The 17,028-nt window shown below is 61.7% G+C and carries 14 protein-coding genes; 9 read left to right on the top strand and 5 right to left on the bottom strand.

The features are described 5' to 3' along the window. The first annotated feature begins 203 nt into the window (after positions 1-203). On the top strand, positions 204-473 hold the full coding sequence (locus tag J2R78_RS42730; protein ID WP_253610139.1) for a DNA -binding domain-containing protein: 270 nt from the start codon (positions 204-206) through the stop codon (positions 471-473). 178 nt (positions 474-651) lie between these two features. Here J2R78_RS42730 and J2R78_RS42725 read toward each other — a convergent pair whose 3' ends face one another. Together J2R78_RS42725 and J2R78_RS42720 are read right to left on the bottom strand one after the other, a co-directional pair. Continuing rightward, on the bottom strand, positions 652-1,752 hold the full coding sequence (locus tag J2R78_RS42725) for a hypothetical protein (protein ID WP_253610140.1): 1,101 nt from the start codon (positions 1,750-1,752) through the stop codon (positions 652-654). Positions 1,753-2,049: 297 nt separating this feature from the next. Beyond that, entirely contained in the window at positions 2,050-2,421 is a 372-nt protein-coding gene (locus tag J2R78_RS42720; protein WP_253610141.1) for a DUF6088 family protein, read from the bottom strand. Positions 2,422-2,761: 340 nt separating this feature from the next. On the opposite strand from J2R78_RS42720, the gene J2R78_RS42715 reads away from it, so the two are divergent. Then, positions 2,762-3,232 (top strand): hypothetical protein, encoded by a 471-nt coding sequence (locus tag J2R78_RS42715; protein ID WP_253610142.1) that lies wholly within the window; start codon positions 2,762-2,764, stop codon positions 3,230-3,232. 1,380 nt (positions 3,233-4,612) lie between these two features. Here J2R78_RS42715 and J2R78_RS42710 read toward each other — a convergent pair. Further along, on the bottom strand, positions 4,613-5,530 hold the full coding sequence (locus J2R78_RS42710; protein WP_253610143.1) for a nucleotidyl transferase AbiEii/AbiGii toxin family protein: 918 nt from the start codon (positions 5,528-5,530) through the stop codon (positions 4,613-4,615). Then, positions 5,520-6,365 (bottom strand): type IV toxin-antitoxin system AbiEi family antitoxin domain-containing protein, encoded by an 846-nt coding sequence (locus J2R78_RS42705; RefSeq protein ID WP_253610144.1) that lies wholly within the window; start codon positions 6,363-6,365, stop codon positions 5,520-5,522. Before J2R78_RS42705 ends, J2R78_RS42710 begins: the two co-directional genes overlap by 11 nt. A gap of 858 nt (positions 6,366-7,223) precedes the next feature. Between J2R78_RS42705 and J2R78_RS42700 the strand changes: the two genes are divergently transcribed. The 4 genes from J2R78_RS42700 to J2R78_RS42685 all read left to right on the top strand — a co-directional run bounded on the left by J2R78_RS42700 (position 7,224) and on the right by J2R78_RS42685 (position 9,532). Further along, positions 7,224-7,406, top strand: coding sequence for a hypothetical protein (locus J2R78_RS42700; RefSeq protein WP_253610145.1), 183 nt, complete (start codon positions 7,224-7,226; stop codon positions 7,404-7,406). Between the two features lie 224 nt (positions 7,407-7,630). Further along, positions 7,631-8,515, top strand: a complete 885-nt coding sequence (locus J2R78_RS42695; protein ID WP_253610610.1) for a DUF3991 and TOPRIM domain-containing protein — start codon at positions 7,631-7,633, stop codon at positions 8,513-8,515. Positions 8,516-8,549: 34 nt separating this feature from the next. Then, positions 8,550-8,840 carry a hypothetical protein gene (locus tag J2R78_RS42690; protein ID WP_253610146.1) on the top strand — a complete coding sequence of 97 codons (291 nt, stop codon included), beginning with the start codon at positions 8,550-8,552 and terminating at the stop codon, positions 8,838-8,840. Between the two features lie 509 nt (positions 8,841-9,349). After that, a complete protein-coding gene (locus J2R78_RS42685) occupies positions 9,350-9,532 on the top strand; it encodes a hypothetical protein (protein WP_253610147.1) in 183 nt (60 codons plus the stop codon). A gap of 45 nt (positions 9,533-9,577) precedes the next feature. Here the strand turns inward: J2R78_RS42685 and J2R78_RS42680 are convergent, their stop codons facing one another. Continuing rightward, positions 9,578-9,766 carry a hypothetical protein gene (locus J2R78_RS42680; RefSeq protein ID WP_253610148.1) on the bottom strand — a complete coding sequence of 63 codons (189 nt, stop codon included), beginning with the start codon at positions 9,764-9,766 and terminating at the stop codon, positions 9,578-9,580. A gap of 748 nt (positions 9,767-10,514) precedes the next feature. Between J2R78_RS42680 and J2R78_RS42675 the strand changes: the two genes are divergently transcribed. From J2R78_RS42675 to J2R78_RS42665, 3 genes are all read left to right on the top strand, one after another. Further along, entirely contained in the window at positions 10,515-11,117 is a 603-nt protein-coding gene (locus J2R78_RS42675) for a DUF1419 domain-containing protein (RefSeq protein WP_253610149.1), read from the top strand. Between the two features lie 11 nt (positions 11,118-11,128). Further along, a complete protein-coding gene (locus J2R78_RS42670; RefSeq protein ID WP_253610150.1) occupies positions 11,129-11,527 on the top strand; it encodes a DUF3085 domain-containing protein in 399 nt (132 codons plus the stop codon). Between the two features lie 97 nt (positions 11,528-11,624). After that, entirely contained in the window at positions 11,625-16,730 is a 5,106-nt protein-coding gene (locus tag J2R78_RS42665; RefSeq protein WP_253610151.1) for an Eco57I restriction-modification methylase domain-containing protein, read from the top strand. Positions 16,731-17,028: the final 298 nt, after the last annotated feature.

Below are 17,028 nucleotides of genomic sequence, written 5' to 3'. Positions count from 1 at the left end.
AAAGATCGCCAAATCAATGAATTGCGCTCGCGCATGCCGCGCTCTTCCGCGGTTCGTCGAACCGATTGTCCGTTTCGTACAGCGGTTTCCACTGCGGAATAATCGATGCCCCATTGCGTGGTACCTCAGCACCGATCACCGAGACATCAATCGGTCCAAATGCCGTGCAATAGACGGTTGGTGCAACCGTTGAGGAAAGCACGATGTGCGAGATTCCGTCTGATCCAAAAGTCGCTGCCACCGCACCGGCGGAGGAGATGCTCACGCCCTATGACCACGACCATGCGGTAACGTACCTGCGCATGCTGGACGCTGACGCTGAAGGCGCTGACTGGCGAGAAGTCGTGGAAATCGTGCTGCGCATCGACCCCAAAGGCGAACCTGATCGTGCCAGGCTTGCGTACGAAACGCACCTTGCAAGAGCCAAGTGGATGAGCAAACGCGGTTACAAGCTACTGCTGAGGCACGGCTAGCCTGTGGCAAACTAACCTATTGTGATTTTGGCATAAGCGGCCCCGCGATGTCGGTTAGCGTGCCGTGCGAAGCGCGCGCGATCGTCCTTCATCCCATATTCTCTCCCGAACACGGCGATATCGATACCAGCGAAAATTCTTGGAGTGCGACCGGGTTCTGACCGGTGCCGAGGTCCTATCAGAAGCCGTAAGATCGTTCAGCCCAGCGCAGCAGTACGCGCGCGTCCCGATCGGGTAAGACCACGCGCTGGTCACGCAGGCCCTTGGCGATTGCTTGACCAACCTCTGGCTCAACCCGGTTACCATGGGTCATCAGGAAGAACCAGCCAAATGGGACCCCGGCCTCACGGTCGATGGCTTCGACGCGATCCATCAGGATATGGACCGAGGCGTCGCCAGCGATGAACCTTTCTTCCGGCAGATGCAACGGGCGCGGCACGAATCCGATTTCGCGCGTGCATTTATCGTCGTAGTCGTAAATGTCGAGCGCCCAGTGCGCGTAGACACGCTCGGCCGAAGCGCTGGATTCTTCCCAATCCTGGAAGAAACGAATCTCCCGTGGCACGTAGTCGAACCAGTCCGGCACCAACTCCAGGAACGGCGTCTCGGTCGTGCCCTCCCGCGTCACTTCCCGCACCACGCGGCGCTCCATCTCCGTCCGCTGCGCGTCGCGCTTCTCGCGCTCGAGGCGCGCGCGCCGCGTCAGGAAACTCCGGACATGGACGACGCTGCTGCCCGCGTGCCCCAGCATCCGAAAAAGCGGGCCGGCGATAACCCTGTCGTCGGGCATATCGTCGTGCGTGATCCACGACGCATCGAGTAGTTCGTCCTTGCTCCAAGGGCAGTATTTCGGATTGGCGATCGGCCCGGCGCGCCATTCAACTTCCCGGCCGAGACGGATTTGCACATAGTCCGCCGCGCCCGATCCAGTCGGCGCGAAGGCGTACACGGTGTTGCCGTGCCATTCCGAAATCTGAAGGCCGCTCTCGCGCAATCGAGTCCAAAGTGCGCGAATGTCGCCGTTGTCCTTGGCAAGCTCGGCTTCCATCCACGGCCGGTATTCTGCGATCCGTGTTCCGTCCGCGGCGATCACCGAGCGCTTGTCGCGCCAATACTGATCGTCGATGTTCGCCGTCGAAAATGAGAAACCAGGGAACGCGGCAGTTAGCGCGGCGGCCAGCGCCGCTTCGTCAGCACCGGCCGGAAGACGTGCGAGAACCGTCTCGATCGAAGCGGGATCGGGCAGTCGCACCGGGATGTTCTCTGGAGCCTCAGCCATGCCTTGATCCTATCATTGTGGCCTGTCGAGTCTTGCTGGTTTTTCGTCCGAGCCGGTTCGCGATCGTCAAGAACAGATCGAGATTTCGCCGGGTGCGCCGGCGATGAGCTCCTTGTAGGTTGCGCTCCTCACGAGTGATCCTCCACTGCGTCGTTAGGCTCGAGCAAGGGCCTGAGAAAGTCCTGCATCCAGATCGGCATAGCTGAAAGACCCGCACGGAGATCGTCGCGAATCTTCTTTCCATGCTGCGGGTTGGTGAACAGCCTGTTGAGGCTGTTCTTTATCGCGCGTCGATCGTCATCCCCCGCCCATCTTGTCCTGCATCCAATAGAGCGCCTGAACGACGCGCATGCCTGGACGTCCCGCCCAATAAAGACGGCTGGGTGCCGCCGACTTGAAATGGATCACCTGCTTTCCAAGCCTGATCGGCTTTAGGCGAGCGTCGACCAGAACCTCGATGCGTGCCGGCACGGCCGTGGTGAGGCCGAGATCATTCGCGGCAGTCATCCCATCGACCACGACACGGGCCTGGTCGCGGCGCGCCACAGCTCTGATGACCGCGCGATAGTCGGGGACCGTCAGCTTGCCTGTGATGTTGCTCCTTCGCGGCCGGTCGTAAAGTCCGCGGTCGATGCGGCGCAACTCACCAGCCGCGACCAGGCGCTGCAACGTCTTGTCGACGGCCGCGCGGCTGCCGAGATCCGCGAAGTCGCCGGGTGTCCATACTCTGTCGGTGTCATCTCGATGCGGGCAACAAGTCGCGGCCGGATGTCTGTGGTCGCTCGATTAAGCATGTCCGAAATATGATGCAAAGTTCGGTCAGAGCAAGGATGTCCATGTCCGAACCATGCGGCATTCTTCGGACGTGTGGTTCCTTTCCGCAGAACTCATGATTTGAACTGGACCCGTCGAGGTCGTAACGGGTTGATATGGCCCGGATAAATTGACATGTGGGCCCATGAGCGTGCTTACTGTCCTCAGTCCTAGGACCGAGGACACTCACGGAACCATGAAGAGCCAAGATATTGTCGTCCTGCTGAAGCTCGTGTGCTTGCAGGATTATGAGCGCGCAGCCGGGATAGATCCCTTCCGCAAGGACGGCGAAGACCCGTACTCGGTGCGGGGCCTCGAGGCCTCCCTCGGAATCAGCAAAACGGAAATCGCCGCCTCGATCAAGCGCAGCCTTGCATCAGCCATGGCAATCAAGGACCGGATGACCGGCCGCCCGGATCCCAATCGCAGGAACCTGCGCGACTTCATCACCTACGGGCTGAAGTTCGTCTTTCCGGCAAAGCCTGGTCCCATGCAGCGTGGCGCGCCGACAGCCTTCGCCGCCTCGGTTCTGAAGGACTCACTCTACAGCGCGGGCAACCTGAATCCACGTTTGGCCCTATGCGCGCGGATGCGAGATGGGCCTACAGTCTCACCATCGCGGCTTGGTCAATTGGAGGCTGGCAGGTGGGAATGTCGCTGCGATTGACCGCGAAGTCGGCCTTCCATTCGGCTGGTTTTTTCTAATGACGCACGGCAATCGCGTCGATCCGACGGTCCTTCAGGATATGGACCGAGGCCTCGTCGGCGTTGAGCCTTTCTTCCGGCAGACGCAGCGGACGCGGCACGAACCCGACCTCATGTGTGCCGTTATCGTCGTAGTCGTAAATGTCGAGCGCCCAATGCGCATAGACAATTTCTTGATCCTATCATCGTGCCCTATTAGGGGTGCGTTCGATCTCTTTCATTGACGTCAGGACGTGCTCGAACCGAGGGGCGTTGCCGAAGATCATTGACGTCACGTTCGCATAGTTCCGCACCAGCTCGTCGATCATTGCCGCGGTCGGTATGAGTGCGTACGATCCAGTCACAGCCGAAGGATGTCCGAAATATGAAGCAATTTTCGGACATAGGCCTTCTCCCTCGAGAACACCCGGTGCCCCGGAACTGTTTGGGGGCTAGATCCGGGTCACGGGATGCGGTCGAGGGTGTCGGACGTCGGGTTAACATCCTGTACTTGGCCCTTTCTCTTCGTAGTCTTGTCAATCTTATGGGCTGGGCACTCTCGTACATCATAGAGTGAGAAAGTCGAATCCTTGAGATGAGGCACTATCGGCCAGTGATCAGATAGAATACCGCGCACAGCAAAACATGCCGCATTGGCGATATCAGTCGGCGTCGCGAGGTCGGCATTTTGATCAAGGGCCCAAACACCACAAGCGACAAGCGCTCGGCGGACAAATCCTGAGCATGTAGGAGTAACTGGGCGATAGGACGAACGTTGCCGGCCGGCTTTGCGTGCCAACATTCCGCCCTGTATCGTTGCGCGCAGAGCGGCGAGAAGACCATACGAGCCCTTCTGACCTTCGAGGAACAAGATTAGATTCTTCTGTGAGCTTTTCTCTCGAAGAAAATGATGACTGAGAACGACGACATATTCATAGTTCTCGACGTATTTTCGGATTGGACGCGTTCCGATGCCGCTGGGCATAGACTCATGAGCTAAATTATAGTTACCCACGATGGCGGCGTGAGTGAATGGGCCGTGAGTGGCTGTTTGAATTAGGTGCGAGATTAGTCCACGCTTCCCCACACAGAGCAGAACGTCACCTATCTCTACATCTGATGGTTTTAGTCGTTTTCGGTCCGGTTGCTGGCCAACAAAGCTAATACCATCACAATACACATATCTATCCCACATCCAAAACAACCATCGTCGCGGTTCGATGTCGGGCAAAACCGCTCGTGGGATGTTCTCTTTTCGCTTCGATAGGTCCGAACGATGGGGCATGTAAATGACCTGACTATCTTTGCTGAACGATGATCGGGGACTCCCGTCCGAAATGGGCTGGCGCGAATGGATGCGAGGCTATGAGAGTATGTCCTCGATCTCTCGCCGCTGGTCGACATGTTTCGCCGGGTTCTGCTCCTTCAGCTTCGCGATGTTGAGCAGCTTCCAGCGAACGGCCGGGAGCTTTGCGGCCTGAGGTAGGCCGATCGCCTCGAAGTCCGGCTCGCCATCGTGCAACGACAGCAAGAAGCGCATCGCCTTCTCGTCTAGCCGCGCGAGGAGATTGGCCGTCAGCTTCAGTCTTACTGCCTTCAATTCATCCAGGCTGACGGTTTCGATCGTCATCCCTTGGAACTCCTTCACGAAGGCTTCGTCGAGCATCGCTAAGGAAGGCTTGACCAGTTCGTGCGGCGGCCGGCCGGAGCTGGCGACGTAAATGAGGAACGTGCGAAACAGCGCGTCAGTCAGACCTTCGTTCTCGTAGAGCAGCTTCACGTCAAACAGATCGCGCGGATGTTGGCGGTCAACCGCCGCATGCAGCTTTCCGCCGAACAGATCTTCGAACGAGACGACTTGCATCTCGGCAAAACCGAAGGTCTCTTCGACCAACTGACTGACACGCCGTATCTCCGGCGTGTGGACCGTTCCTCGCGCGACGGGCGACGTCTCGATCTTGATCTCGGCGTTGCCTTGCCGGACGAGGACACGCGTGTCGTTGTTGCCGCCGCCCGCAATCCTCTGGACTGTGACGCCGCGGAGACTGCGCTGCAGATCCTCGCGAATGCGTTCGAGCGTCGCGTCGATGCCTTTCAACGTCGTCTCGCGATCCTCGATCGGGAGATAGACGAGATCGATATCGACCGACAGCCGCGGCATGTCCCGGTAGAAGAGGTTGATCGCCGTCCCACCCTTGAGCGCGAAGGCGTTGTGACGGGCGATGAAGGGAAGGGTCCGCACCAGCAGTTCGACCTGCCGCATATATTGCTCACGCGCCATGCGGGGGCTCCTTCGGCATGAGATCGTTTGGAATCGTGACGCGGTACACGGGGTGGAGCCGGCCGCCTGGGCTTAACGCCCGGTCACCCTTGCCGAGATCGACCGCCGAGCTGTCGATGTGCCTGCGCCAGGCATGATTGTGCTTGTCGGCATAGACGAAGAAGAGGCGCTTGGTTTTCACGCTTCGGCACTGGGCCAGCAGCGTCCTCAGCAGTTTTGGGCGCAGATTGGCGAGGCTTTCGAACACCATGTCGATCGTGTGGAAGCTCTCGCCTTTCGGGAGCTCGTCGAGCATCTCGAGGATTGCACGTTCGGGGGACGACATCGGTATCGGCCAGCGCCACGGGTTCTGCGCGAGCCCCGGGTCATCGTCATTCGAGAGGCTGAAATCGGAATTCTCGATGCCGACGGTATCATCACCAAATAGGGCGTTGCTCCTGACCACCACGCGTGCGTCGGTGTGCAGTTTCGACAGCCATGCGGGAACGTCGGCGCCATAAAGATAGAGCGCGAATTCGCCGCCGAACGAAAGATAGTGCGTATGGCCGCGCAGGGAGAGAGCACTGGCCCCACCGACATGAAATCTGTGCCGCATGAGCCAGAGGGCCGAGAGCAGAGGGATCTTCCATCCGATGCTCGCTTCCGGAGGCGTGTCCGGCATGAATGGACGGCGGTACAGGCCCGTCATCACGGGTTCGAGCCAACCCTGTTTGACGTAACCGGAGACGGACTGCCGCGAGATGGCGTGACGGCTCATCCAGCCCGTATCCACGAGGAACCCCGGGGGAACCGCCTGCAGAAGCAACTTTAGCTTTTTTGTTTTTTGTCCATTCATGCTGGACATTATGGCATAAATTCAAATTTTACGTGAGTGGAAACTTTATATATCTCGATATTTGTCAATTATTAGTTGTCGAAACGTATTTCTCTCAAAGTTAGGAAAGATGTCCCCCTTTCGGGCCGAGCTGTTGGCTACGCCGAAGCCCCTGATGGGTCTTCCCCATCCGGGCCGTCCGTCCCTGACGCAGGGGCCTCGTTGCGGGACACCGTTGATGGGAAGCGAGTGAAGGCCGTCAGGATCTCCAGTCGCGGCTCTGGCCTAAATTTATATCCAAACTTTGGTCAGTGGCGTCCGATAGCTCTCATTTCCTCCCGAAAGCACCCGTTGCCAAACCAATTCCAGCGGATGAAGCGGGCGGGGAAGTATTGTTGGGCGGCCCCTCCCTGCCGGTCGGTCACGCTCTACCCGCAAGCATGCGCTTGCGGCCGGAGCCGCAAAGCGTCTCCGCCTTTCGGGTGACGATCGTTGCCGCTTACTGCTTCCGATGCTGAATGGATGTCCGCGGCGCCGGCGAATTGAACGGCAGCGCCGATATCACTTGCCGTCGCCAACCCATTTCCTCGCTTTGACCTGATCCGTGATGCGGGACCAACAGCCGAGGGCGATGCCGCTGAATTGCGGCCGGGGAAAAACGCGCGAGAGGGCGCTGACCATTCGGAGCAAGCCCCGACCCCGCTCTCCATGGATGGCTTTCCTGGTCCTCCGTCCGGCCTTCCACGATCAACCCGCAAGGGGTCGGCTATGCGAGCATGCCGCCGCTGCGCCTTCGGCTGCGCGGTGATCGCGGCCGGTTGAGGACACTGACGGACGCCATCGAGCGGGGATCGGCCTCGCTCACGATGGAGCCCTCACATGTCGCACGATCTTTCCCTCGCCCAGTCCAACGCCTTCGAGCTCGCCCGCACCCTGATGGTCCCGGTCACGCTCTTCAAGGTCGACGGCGAATACGGCGTGATGCCGAGCGACGAACTCGACGATGCCGATGTCCTCGTGATGCACGAATACGATCCCTACCAGTTCAGCCCGGCTCATTGAGCCGGGTTTTCCCTTGGGTGCCGCTCGCGAGCGGGCGGCCGCAAGGGAGGCTGCGCCGCGGCTGGCGGCCGCGACGACGTCGTGTGCCCCGTAAGATTCATCAATTGCCAGCCGCGCCCTTGCCCCCTTCGCTCTTCGCGGCAGGGGCGAGCGGGTCCCGCAAAGTGCGGGAAATGAGAAATTCAAGCGGGAAAGGCCCAGTGCAGCAGCGCCGGGAATCGGAGATGGAAAAGAAGGATATCGAAGAGCTGAAGAATCGCGTGGCTTGCGCCGCCGTGCTCGAGAAGGCCGGATTTGCGATCGATCTGAAGGAGAGCACGCGCAAAGCTGTCAAATATCGTCGTGGCGGCGACATCATCATCGTGATCCATGAAGGAAGAGGCTGGTTCGACGCACTGTCCGACGCCAGAGGCGACGTGTTCTCGCTGGTGGAGCATCTCGACCGCATCGCGTTTCCCGAAGTGCTGCGGCGAGTGTCCGACCTGGTCGGCTTTGTGCCAACGGAGCCCATTTGGTCCCGAGAATCCCGCGTGCACGATCCTGCTGCTGCTGCTGATCGCTGGCGCGCGCGGCGCAAGCCTCGGCGAGGGTCGCTGACCTGGCGATATCTGCGCGACGAGCGCGGCATTCCGGAAGCCATCATCCACGCTGTAATTAGGCATGACCGGTTGCGCGAAGGCCCTCACGGCAGCATGTGGGCGGCGCATCTCGACAATGACGGCATGGTCACCGGCTGGGAAGAGCGCGGTCCGCAATGGCGCGGCTTCGCCAGCGGCGGCGACAAGGTGCTGTTCCGCTTCGGACCGGCGGACACGACCCGGCTCTGCATCACCGAGGCCGCGATCGACGCCATGAGCCTGGCGGCGATCGAAGACCAGCGGCCGGATACTCATTATCTGAGCACCGGCGGCGGCTGGGCGCCGGCCACGGCCGCCGCCATTCGAGCGCTGAGCGCGCGGCCTGGTGCGCGGCTCGTCGCGGCGACCGATAACAATCGGCAGGGAGAGGTCTATGCCGATCGCCTCGCGGCCATCGCGCAGCAGGTGGGCTGCGACTATGACCGCCTGCGGCCGGCGACGGAGGACTGGAATGACCAGCTGCAAAAATAGAGTATCCGGCAAATTTGGTCGTATGAGGACGCCGATGGTTGAACTGGACGAGCTTGCGAAGGCTATGCGGACGGTGACGATGGCCTTGGACCACCCACTGGTGGACAAGCACATCCACTTTCACAACAGGGTCATGGTGCACAGCGGCGACGTTTTCCGCGGAAACCGTAGCAGGCACTTCGTTCGGCGGATGGAAAAGGGTGGCCGATTCTACGTCCGGATGGGCAAACGCGGTGAGTGCAAGCGCTATATCGAGCGCTGCGAAGTCACCTTTATTTACGGCGAGCCGACGCTGTACGAATATCGCCTAAAGAGCGATACATGACGGAATCCTGCGTTTGCGGTCTTTCACCCGTCCCGGACTTCTGCAGGAGAGGACGCCGGTGGGCTTGGCGCACCATCGATCGCGACGATGTGCCTGCTCACGTCCGCATTTCGATAGGCGCTTTCGGAGACACCGGAGGCTGGGCCTCTATATTAGCCCGCTACGGCTGTTTTGGACGCGGCGGGCTTGTCCAGTCGGTGCAATAGGCCCCAAAATGGTTGTGAACGGATTGCTTCCAAGGACTCCACTCCTTAACCGGTTTTGTCCATTCTCCGGCAAATCGTTTGGGGAATCGTTTGCCACTTTTCAATAGGCTGCGAGAAAGGCCAGTCAAGCGGTAGGGAGACCACCCGTAGACAGATCACTATTGCGATCGTGATTGCGCCGCCGCTGGTGCTCATCGGTGCCATATGGTGGGTGGCGGTCCGCTTCCGTCCACGCCAACCGGAGACGAGCGCTTCGCGCTATTAAGGGACCAGGCCCGGCGTTGGGCGGCACGGAGGCGACGAATGACCTTCAGTAAACATCAGTTCAGGGTCGAGCTGCGGCGGCTGATCGAAAAGCACATCAGCTCGTCGAGCACGTTCGAAGACTATGTCCTGATCACCGAAGAGCTTGAAGAGGCGCTGGATAGGCTCGACCTCGAGTCCGAGAAGTTCCCGGACGAGGAGGTCGACGCCTGCGAATTGTAGCCAGCGCTTCGTGTCGATCTTCAGCTACTCCCTGCTGCCGAGGGCTCAGCGCTGGTGGCCGAGCCCGATGCCGAGCTGGTGGGCCTTGGCCCGAAGCGCCGGCACCGTACGCTTCATCTGCTTCGAGATCTTGGCGATCGGCGTCTTGGCCTTCGAGTGAGCCTTGAGCGCCTTCAGATCATCCTTGGTGTATTCCCGTCGAATGAGTGGCTTCTTCTGTTTGGAGTTTGGCATAGAATCCCTAATGAATGGACGAAAGAGCGGCCCCGAAGTGTCTGAGCTTTGGCCAAGGCCGCCGCCCGTCCACATATCATACGGGCTGGTGATGACCAGCCTGCGACTCACGTTCCGCAAACGTGGCCTGCAAATTGCCGCGTTGACAATCACGATTCACCGCAGACGCTTCGCGTCAGGTGTGCTGATGGGAGCTGAACGTGGTCTTCAGGCAAGAACTTCGACGCCTGATCGACCGACACATCGGCCCATCAAGCCAGTTCAAGAAGCTACATCGAGATAATCCAGGAGATGCACTGCGCAGGATCGGGTTAGAGCGGAGGGTGACAAGGCAGGCGGTTTCTCGCCAGTGGATATGGATGGGGTCGAGCGGTAGATGAACTGATCAGGTGATCACAAGCTTCGGCCGGACATTATCCGTGCCGTGATCCGGTAATGACGAATTGCGAAGGAACGCATGGCAGCATGTGGGCGGTGCATGTCGACGGGCAACGGCCTGCCGCCGAGGATTGGGACGAACAAGTACATCCCGGCAACAAGATGAAGATGGAGAGGAGGGAAACGAAAACCCTGCTGCCGCATGCCCGCCGACCGCGTCAAGGGTGAAGCTTCGCCCGCGTACCGCGGCCCTTGACCCGGCCGGTCGGAGAGGCGGCCGCGGAGGAGAGGTCAGGAAGGGCTGAAGACGATGGCGGAATCGGAAGGATGAGCCGCGCTTCAGCCCGACGAGGCTGAAAGGAGCCCGCTCATGACCCTCTCACCGTTCCGCAAGATCTATCAGGGCATCGCCGACCGCCGGCAAATGTTCCGCATGTTTGATCGCCACGCGCAGCGGCCGAACCGCTCCGAGAATGACGACAGCGCTCTCTATTGCGGCGAATGGTTCGAGATCGGCCAGGCCGACCATGACCATATGTTCGAGATCCTGCCGCCACTCTGGATGAAGGCTGAGATGTTCGCGTTGCGCGAATTCCTCACCGGCAGCATCACCGGCGTGTTCTTCGCGCTGAGGATCGAGGGCCAGCCACGCTACTTCCACGGTTATTGCGATCTTAGCGACAAGAACTCGCCGGACCGGATGCGCGCAGCGATCATCGAACGGGAAGCGCGGCCCCTGAAGGCAATGACGCGCGAAGAGCGGCTCGAGCACATCTGGTCGAGCACGCATGACGACTATCGCGGCTATGCCGGAGAACGCTGGGCCGAGCATCTGCGCGGCGAGCGCACGATACTGATCTACGGCGGCGAACACCGCACCGTGCTGAAGCTGCTCGACCAGCTGACCGACGCGGAGATCGCCGTGAAGCTGCCGGTGCATCTGCGCCACCTGCCTGACGCGATCGCAGCGTGAGGGAGGTGGTAATGTTCACGTTTCCCATCCCCGCCGTCCGCACGGTCATCGAGCGCGGAAAATCCGACGCCGCTGCCAGTGGCGGTTTCCGCAATCCCTATTACGGCCTCAAGCCTGGTGAGGGCGAGAAGCCCGGCCTCTGGCTTGTCGGGGACAACGGCGTCTACATTATGTCGAACGGCAAGCTCAGTGAGGGCGCTCGCCCGCTTGTGGTCTATTCCGAGGAATGCCATCCGATCGGCAATCCGGACTGGTTCGACTACAAGCGCCGCCATTTCGGCGGCGATGACGGCATCGAGTTCATCGAGGCCGAGCGGCTCATCCCTCTCATCAATCGCGATTTTCGATACACGCATCTGCGCATGCAACTGAGCGAGACGGACATCTCGCTGTCGCGCATCGTGCGCTAGCCCCTCCCGTCCCCCATCCAACGTGACCGTCCGCACCACCCGCCGAGGCAACTCGGCGGGACGACGGCACGCGCCCTCATCACAAGGAGAAATTCTCATGGCGCAAGACGATCCCTTCACCCTCGACCTCTTCGGCAACACGGCGCTGTCATCCGGCCTTGGCCTCGGCGTCACCGCATTCGCCGGCGTCGTTACCGCCGAGCCGGACGACGACGACGATCCCGATCCATCGACGCCGGCGCCCGCGACGCGGGTCGCGGCAGCCGCGGTCTCTATGTCATCTGCTCGCCGCACACGCGGCGCGAACTTCCATCTCGCCAGCGACCGCGGCCTGGCGAAGGGCTGGAAGGATCGCGCGCGCGACAATATCGCGGCGATCCGGCTTGCCGCCGCCATCGAGGCCGATGAGCGGCCGGCGACCCCTGCGGAGCAGGAGCAGCTAATCCGCTTCACAGGGTTCGGCGCGTCCGAGCTCGCCAACTCGGTATTCCGACGTCCGGGCGAGGCCGAGTTTCGCAAGGGCTGGGAGGCGATCGGCGAGGATCTGCAGGATGCGGTCGCCGATCTCGACCATGCCTCGCTCGCACGTTGCACCCAGTACGCGCATTTCACCCCCGAGTTCATCGTGCGCGCAATCTGGGCGGGACTGCAGCGCCTCGGCTGGCACGGCGGCCGCGTACTCGAGCCCGGCATCGGCACGGGGCTGTTTCCGGCGCTGATGCCGGAGGGACTTCGCGAGATTTCGCACGTCACCGGGATCGAGCTCGATCCGGTCACCGCCCGCATCGTGCGTCTGTTGCAGCCGCGCGCCTGGATCATCGCCGCCGATTTCGCCCGCACCGAGCTGCCGGCGAGCTTCGATCTCGCCATCGGCAATCCGCCGTTTTCCGATCGCACCGTGCGATCGGATCGTGCGTACCGGTCTCTCGGCCTTCGCTTGCACGACTACTTCATCGCGCGGGCGATCGATTTGCTGAAGCCCGGCGCGCTCGCCGCCTTCGTGACCAGTTCGGGGACGATGGACAAGGCGGATGCGTCGGCGCGCGAGCATATCGCCAAATCGGCCGACCTGATCGCCGCGATCCGGTTGCCCGAGGGCAGCTTCCGCGCCAGCGCAGGTACCGACGTCGTCGTCGACATCCTGTTCTTCCGAAAGCGCAAGATCGGTGATGCGGAAGGTGACCGGTCCTGGCTCGATGTCGATGACGTCCGGCCCGCGACCGAGGATGAAGGCTCCATTCGGGTGAACCGCTGGTTCGCTGGCCATCCGGACTATGTGCTCGGCACCCACGCTCTCGCCTCCGGCCCCTTTGGCGAGACCTACACATGCCGTCAGCGCGATGGCGAGGACCTCGACATCGCGCTGACGGCCGTCATCGCTCTCCTTCCGGAAGCGATCTACGACGGCGAACCGGATCTGATCGACTTGGATCTGGAGGACGCTGGCGATCCGGCCGGCGCCGATCTGCCGTCCGACCGGCATGTGCGCGAGGGCAGCTATTTCTTCGACAAAGCGCTCGGCCTGATGCAGATCCTTGACGGCAGACCTGTCGCTGTGAAGGTCCGCCAGGGCCGCAGTAGCGACGGCGTACCGGAGAAACATGTCCGTATCATCAGGAAGCTGATCCCGATCCGCGATGCCGTACGCGAGGTGCTGAAAGCGCAGGAGTTCGACCGGCCCTGGAAGGAGGCCCAGGTCAGGCTGCGCATCGCCTGGTCGAACTTCGTGCGCGACTTCGGCCCGATCAATTTCACCACGGTCTCCATGGTCGAGGACGAGGAGACCGGCGAAGTCCGCGAGACGCACCGCCGCCCCAACATCCAGCCTTTCCTCGACGATCCCGATTGCTGGCTGGTGGCGTCAATCGAGGACTATGACCTCGAGACCAATACCGCAAAACCCGGCCCGATCTTCACCGATCGCGTGATCTCGCCGCCGGCGCCGCCGGTGATCACCAGCGCGGCGGATGCGCTGGCTGTGGTGCTCAATGAGCGTGGCCGGGTCGACGTCGAGCACATCGCAGAGCTCTTGCATCGTGGCGCCCAGGACGTCGTCGCCGAACTCGGCAGCGCCATCTTTCGCGATCCCGCGGACGGATCGTGGCAGACGGCGGACGGTTATCTGTCTGGCCATGTCCGCGACAAGCTGAAGGTGGCGGAAGCGGCGACCGCGCTCGATCCGTCCTATGAGCGCAACGTCACGGCGCTGCGGGCCGTGCAGCCTGCAGATCTCAGCCCCTCCGACATCACCGCGCGGCTCGGCGCGCCCTGGATTCCGGCCGCCGACATCGTCGCTTTCGTCAAGGAGACGATGGATGCCGAGATCAAGATCCATCACATGCCGGAACTGGCCTCCTGGACGGTGGAGGCGCGCCAGCTCGCATGGATGGCGGCCGGCACGTCGGAATGGGGGACGGACCGCCGGCATGCCGGGGAGCTGCTCGCGGATGCACTGAACAGCCGGGTTCCGCAGATTTTCGACATCATCAAGGACGGCGACAGTGAGCGGCGCGTGCTCAATGTCGTCGACACGGAGGCCGCGAAGACGAAGCTGCAAAAGATCAAGGACGCTTTCCAGCGCTGGATCTGGTCCGATCCCGATCGGACCAACAGGCTGGCGCGCCTCTATAACGACCGCTTCAACAACATCGCGCCCAGAGCCTTCGACGGCTCCCATCTGAAGCTCCCGGGCGCCTCTGGCGCCTTTACTCTTTATGGGCATCAGAAGCGCGGCATCTGGCGCATCGTGTCGGCCGGGTCGACCTATCTCGCCCACGCCGTCGGCGCCGGCAAGACCATGACCATGGCAGCCGCTATCGTGGAGCAGCGCCGGCTCGGCCTGATCGCCAAGGCGATGCTGGTGGTGCCGGGTCACTGCCTGGCGCAGGCGGCACGCGAGTTCCTCGCGCTCTATCCGAACGCGCGCATCCTCGTGGCCGACGAGACCAATTTTACCAAGGACAAGCGGCATCGTTTCCTGTCGCGTGCAGCGACGGCGACATGGGACGCAATCATCATCACGCACTCAGCATTCCGTTTCATTGCTGTACCCTCGGCGTTCGAGCAGCAGATGATCCAGGACGAGCTGGAGCTGTACGAGACCTTGCTGACCAAGGTCGAAAGCGACGACCGTGTCTCGCGCAAGCGGCTCGAACGGTTGAAGGAAGGCCTGAAGGAGCGGCTGGAATCGCTGTCGACCAGCAAAGACGAACTTCTGACCATCTCCGAGATCGGCGTCGACCAGATCATCGTCGACGAGGCGCAGGAGTTCAGGAAGCTCTCTTTCGCGACCAATATGAGCACCTTGAAGGGTGTCGATCCGAATGGCTCGCAGCGCGCCTGGGACCTCTATGTGAAGGCGCGCTTCATCGAGACGAAGAACCCCGGCCGGGCATTGGTGCTCGCCTCCGGCACGCCAATCACCAACACGTTGGGCGAGATGTTCTCGGTGCAGCGCTATCTCGGCTACGCCGCGCTTCTCGAGCGCGGCCTACACGAGTTCGACGCCTGGGCCTCAACCTTCGGCGACGTCTCGACCGAGCTCGAGCTCCAGCCCTCCGGCAAATACAAGCCGGTCACCCGTTTCGCCACCTTCGTCAACGTGCCGGAGCTGATCGCCATGTTCCGCTCCTTCGCGGACGTGGTGGTACCGGAAGACTTACGTCGATATGTGAAGGTGCCGGCACTCTCGACCGGCCGGCGCCAGATGCTGACCTCCAAGCCATCGCCGGCCTTCAGGAGCTATCAGGTGCTGCTCGACCAGCGGATCAAGGCGATCGAGATGCGCGATCGGCCGCCGGAGCCCGGCGACGACATCCTGCTCTCCGTCATCACCGACGGTCGCCATGCGGCGATCGACCTGCGGCTTGTCGAACCCGGCAATGATAATGAGCCCGACAACAAGCTCAACAATCTGATCGCAAACGCCTTCCGCATCTGGAGGGAGACCGCGGAAAACACCTATGTACGCCCGGACGGCAAGCCGTTCGAGCGTCCCGGCGCCGCGCAGATGATCTTCTCCGATCTCGGCACGATCAGCGTCGAGAAAAGCCGCGGTTTCTCTGCCTATCGCTGGATCAGGGATGAACTGATCCGCATGGGCGTGCCGCCATCGGAAATCGCCTTCATGCAGGACTATAAGAAGTCCGAAGCGAAGCAGCGTCTGTTCAGCGACGTGCGCGCCGGGAAAGTTCGCTTCCTGATCGGCTCCTCCGACACGATGGGCACCGGGGTCAATGCGCAGTTGCGCCTGAAGGCGCTGCATCACCTCGACGTGCCCTGGTTGCCGTCGCAGATCGAACAGCGCGAGGGCCGTATTGTCCGGCAGGGCAATCAACATGACCAGGTGGATATCTTCGCCTACGCGACCGAGGGCTCGCTCGATGCCACGATGTGGCAGAACAACGAGCGCAAGGCCCGCTTCATCGCGGCCGCGCTCTCGGGCGACACCTCGATTCGGCGGCTGGAAGATCTCGGCGAGGGACAGGCGAACCAGTTTGCCATGGCCAAAGCGATCGCCTCGGGCGATCCGCGCCTGATGCAGAAGGCGGGGCTGGAGGCCGACATCGCCCGGCTCGAACGACTTCGCGCCGCCCATGTCGATGATCAGCATGCGGTTTGCCGCCAGATTCGCGACGCCGAGTGCGAGATCGAGTTCTCGACCCGGCGCATCACGGAGATCGGACAGGACATTGAGCGCCTTGTGCCGACGGCGGGCGAGGCCTTTGCGATGAGCGTGAATGGCAGGCCCTATTCCGAACGTAAGGAGGCCGGTCGCGCGCTGATGAAGGAGATTCTGAGCATCGTCCAGCTTCAGCAGGAAGGCGAGTCCGTTATCGCCTCGATCGGGGGCTTTGATCTCGTATATGCTGGCGAGCGTTTTGGCCGCGACGGCTATCGCTACACCACCGTGCTATTGCGCACCGCCGCCGAATACGAGATCGAGCTGCCGGTCACGGTGACGCCGCTTGGCGCGGTCGCCCGCCTCGAGCACGCGCTTGATGATTTCGAGGGGGAGCGGGAGCGCTTTCGGCAGCGTCTTTCTGATGCACAGCGGCGCCTTGCGGCCTATCAGTCGCGCGAGGGCGGCAACTTCGCCTTTGCCGGTGAACTCGCCGACAAGCGCCAGCAACTCGCCGAGATCGAGAAGACGCTCGCCGCGGACATCGAGGGCGCAGGCGAGGCGAGGGCCGTCGCGGCTTAGACACCCGGCACCCACGATCGTCCTGTGCGCGCTGCCGAACTGGTAGGGGGTTGAGAGGAGAAAAAAGGAAAGGCCCGCTCGCGGATCGGGCGGGCCGCCGGCGCTAAAGCTCAACCGCCGCCTGCGCGATCCCAGCCCGTCGTCCTGCGCAGGGCTTTGGCCCTGCTGGTCCTGCCGGGCGGGGATGCTCGGCCGCAGTTGCACCGGCCCGTCCGCTCCGCGGGTCGAGGGGATGTCTTCGGAAAGAAGACGAGAAGGGCCGGTCGAGCCGGTCCGCAACCCCAAAAGGAGTCATTCC

The sequence above is a fragment of the Bradyrhizobium sp. USDA 4538 genome, from assembly GCF_024171045.1.
GTDB classification, from domain to species: domain Bacteria; phylum Pseudomonadota; class Alphaproteobacteria; order Rhizobiales; family Xanthobacteraceae; genus Bradyrhizobium; species Bradyrhizobium australafricanum.
This window is presented reverse-complemented; position numbering and strand designations above follow the sequence as displayed.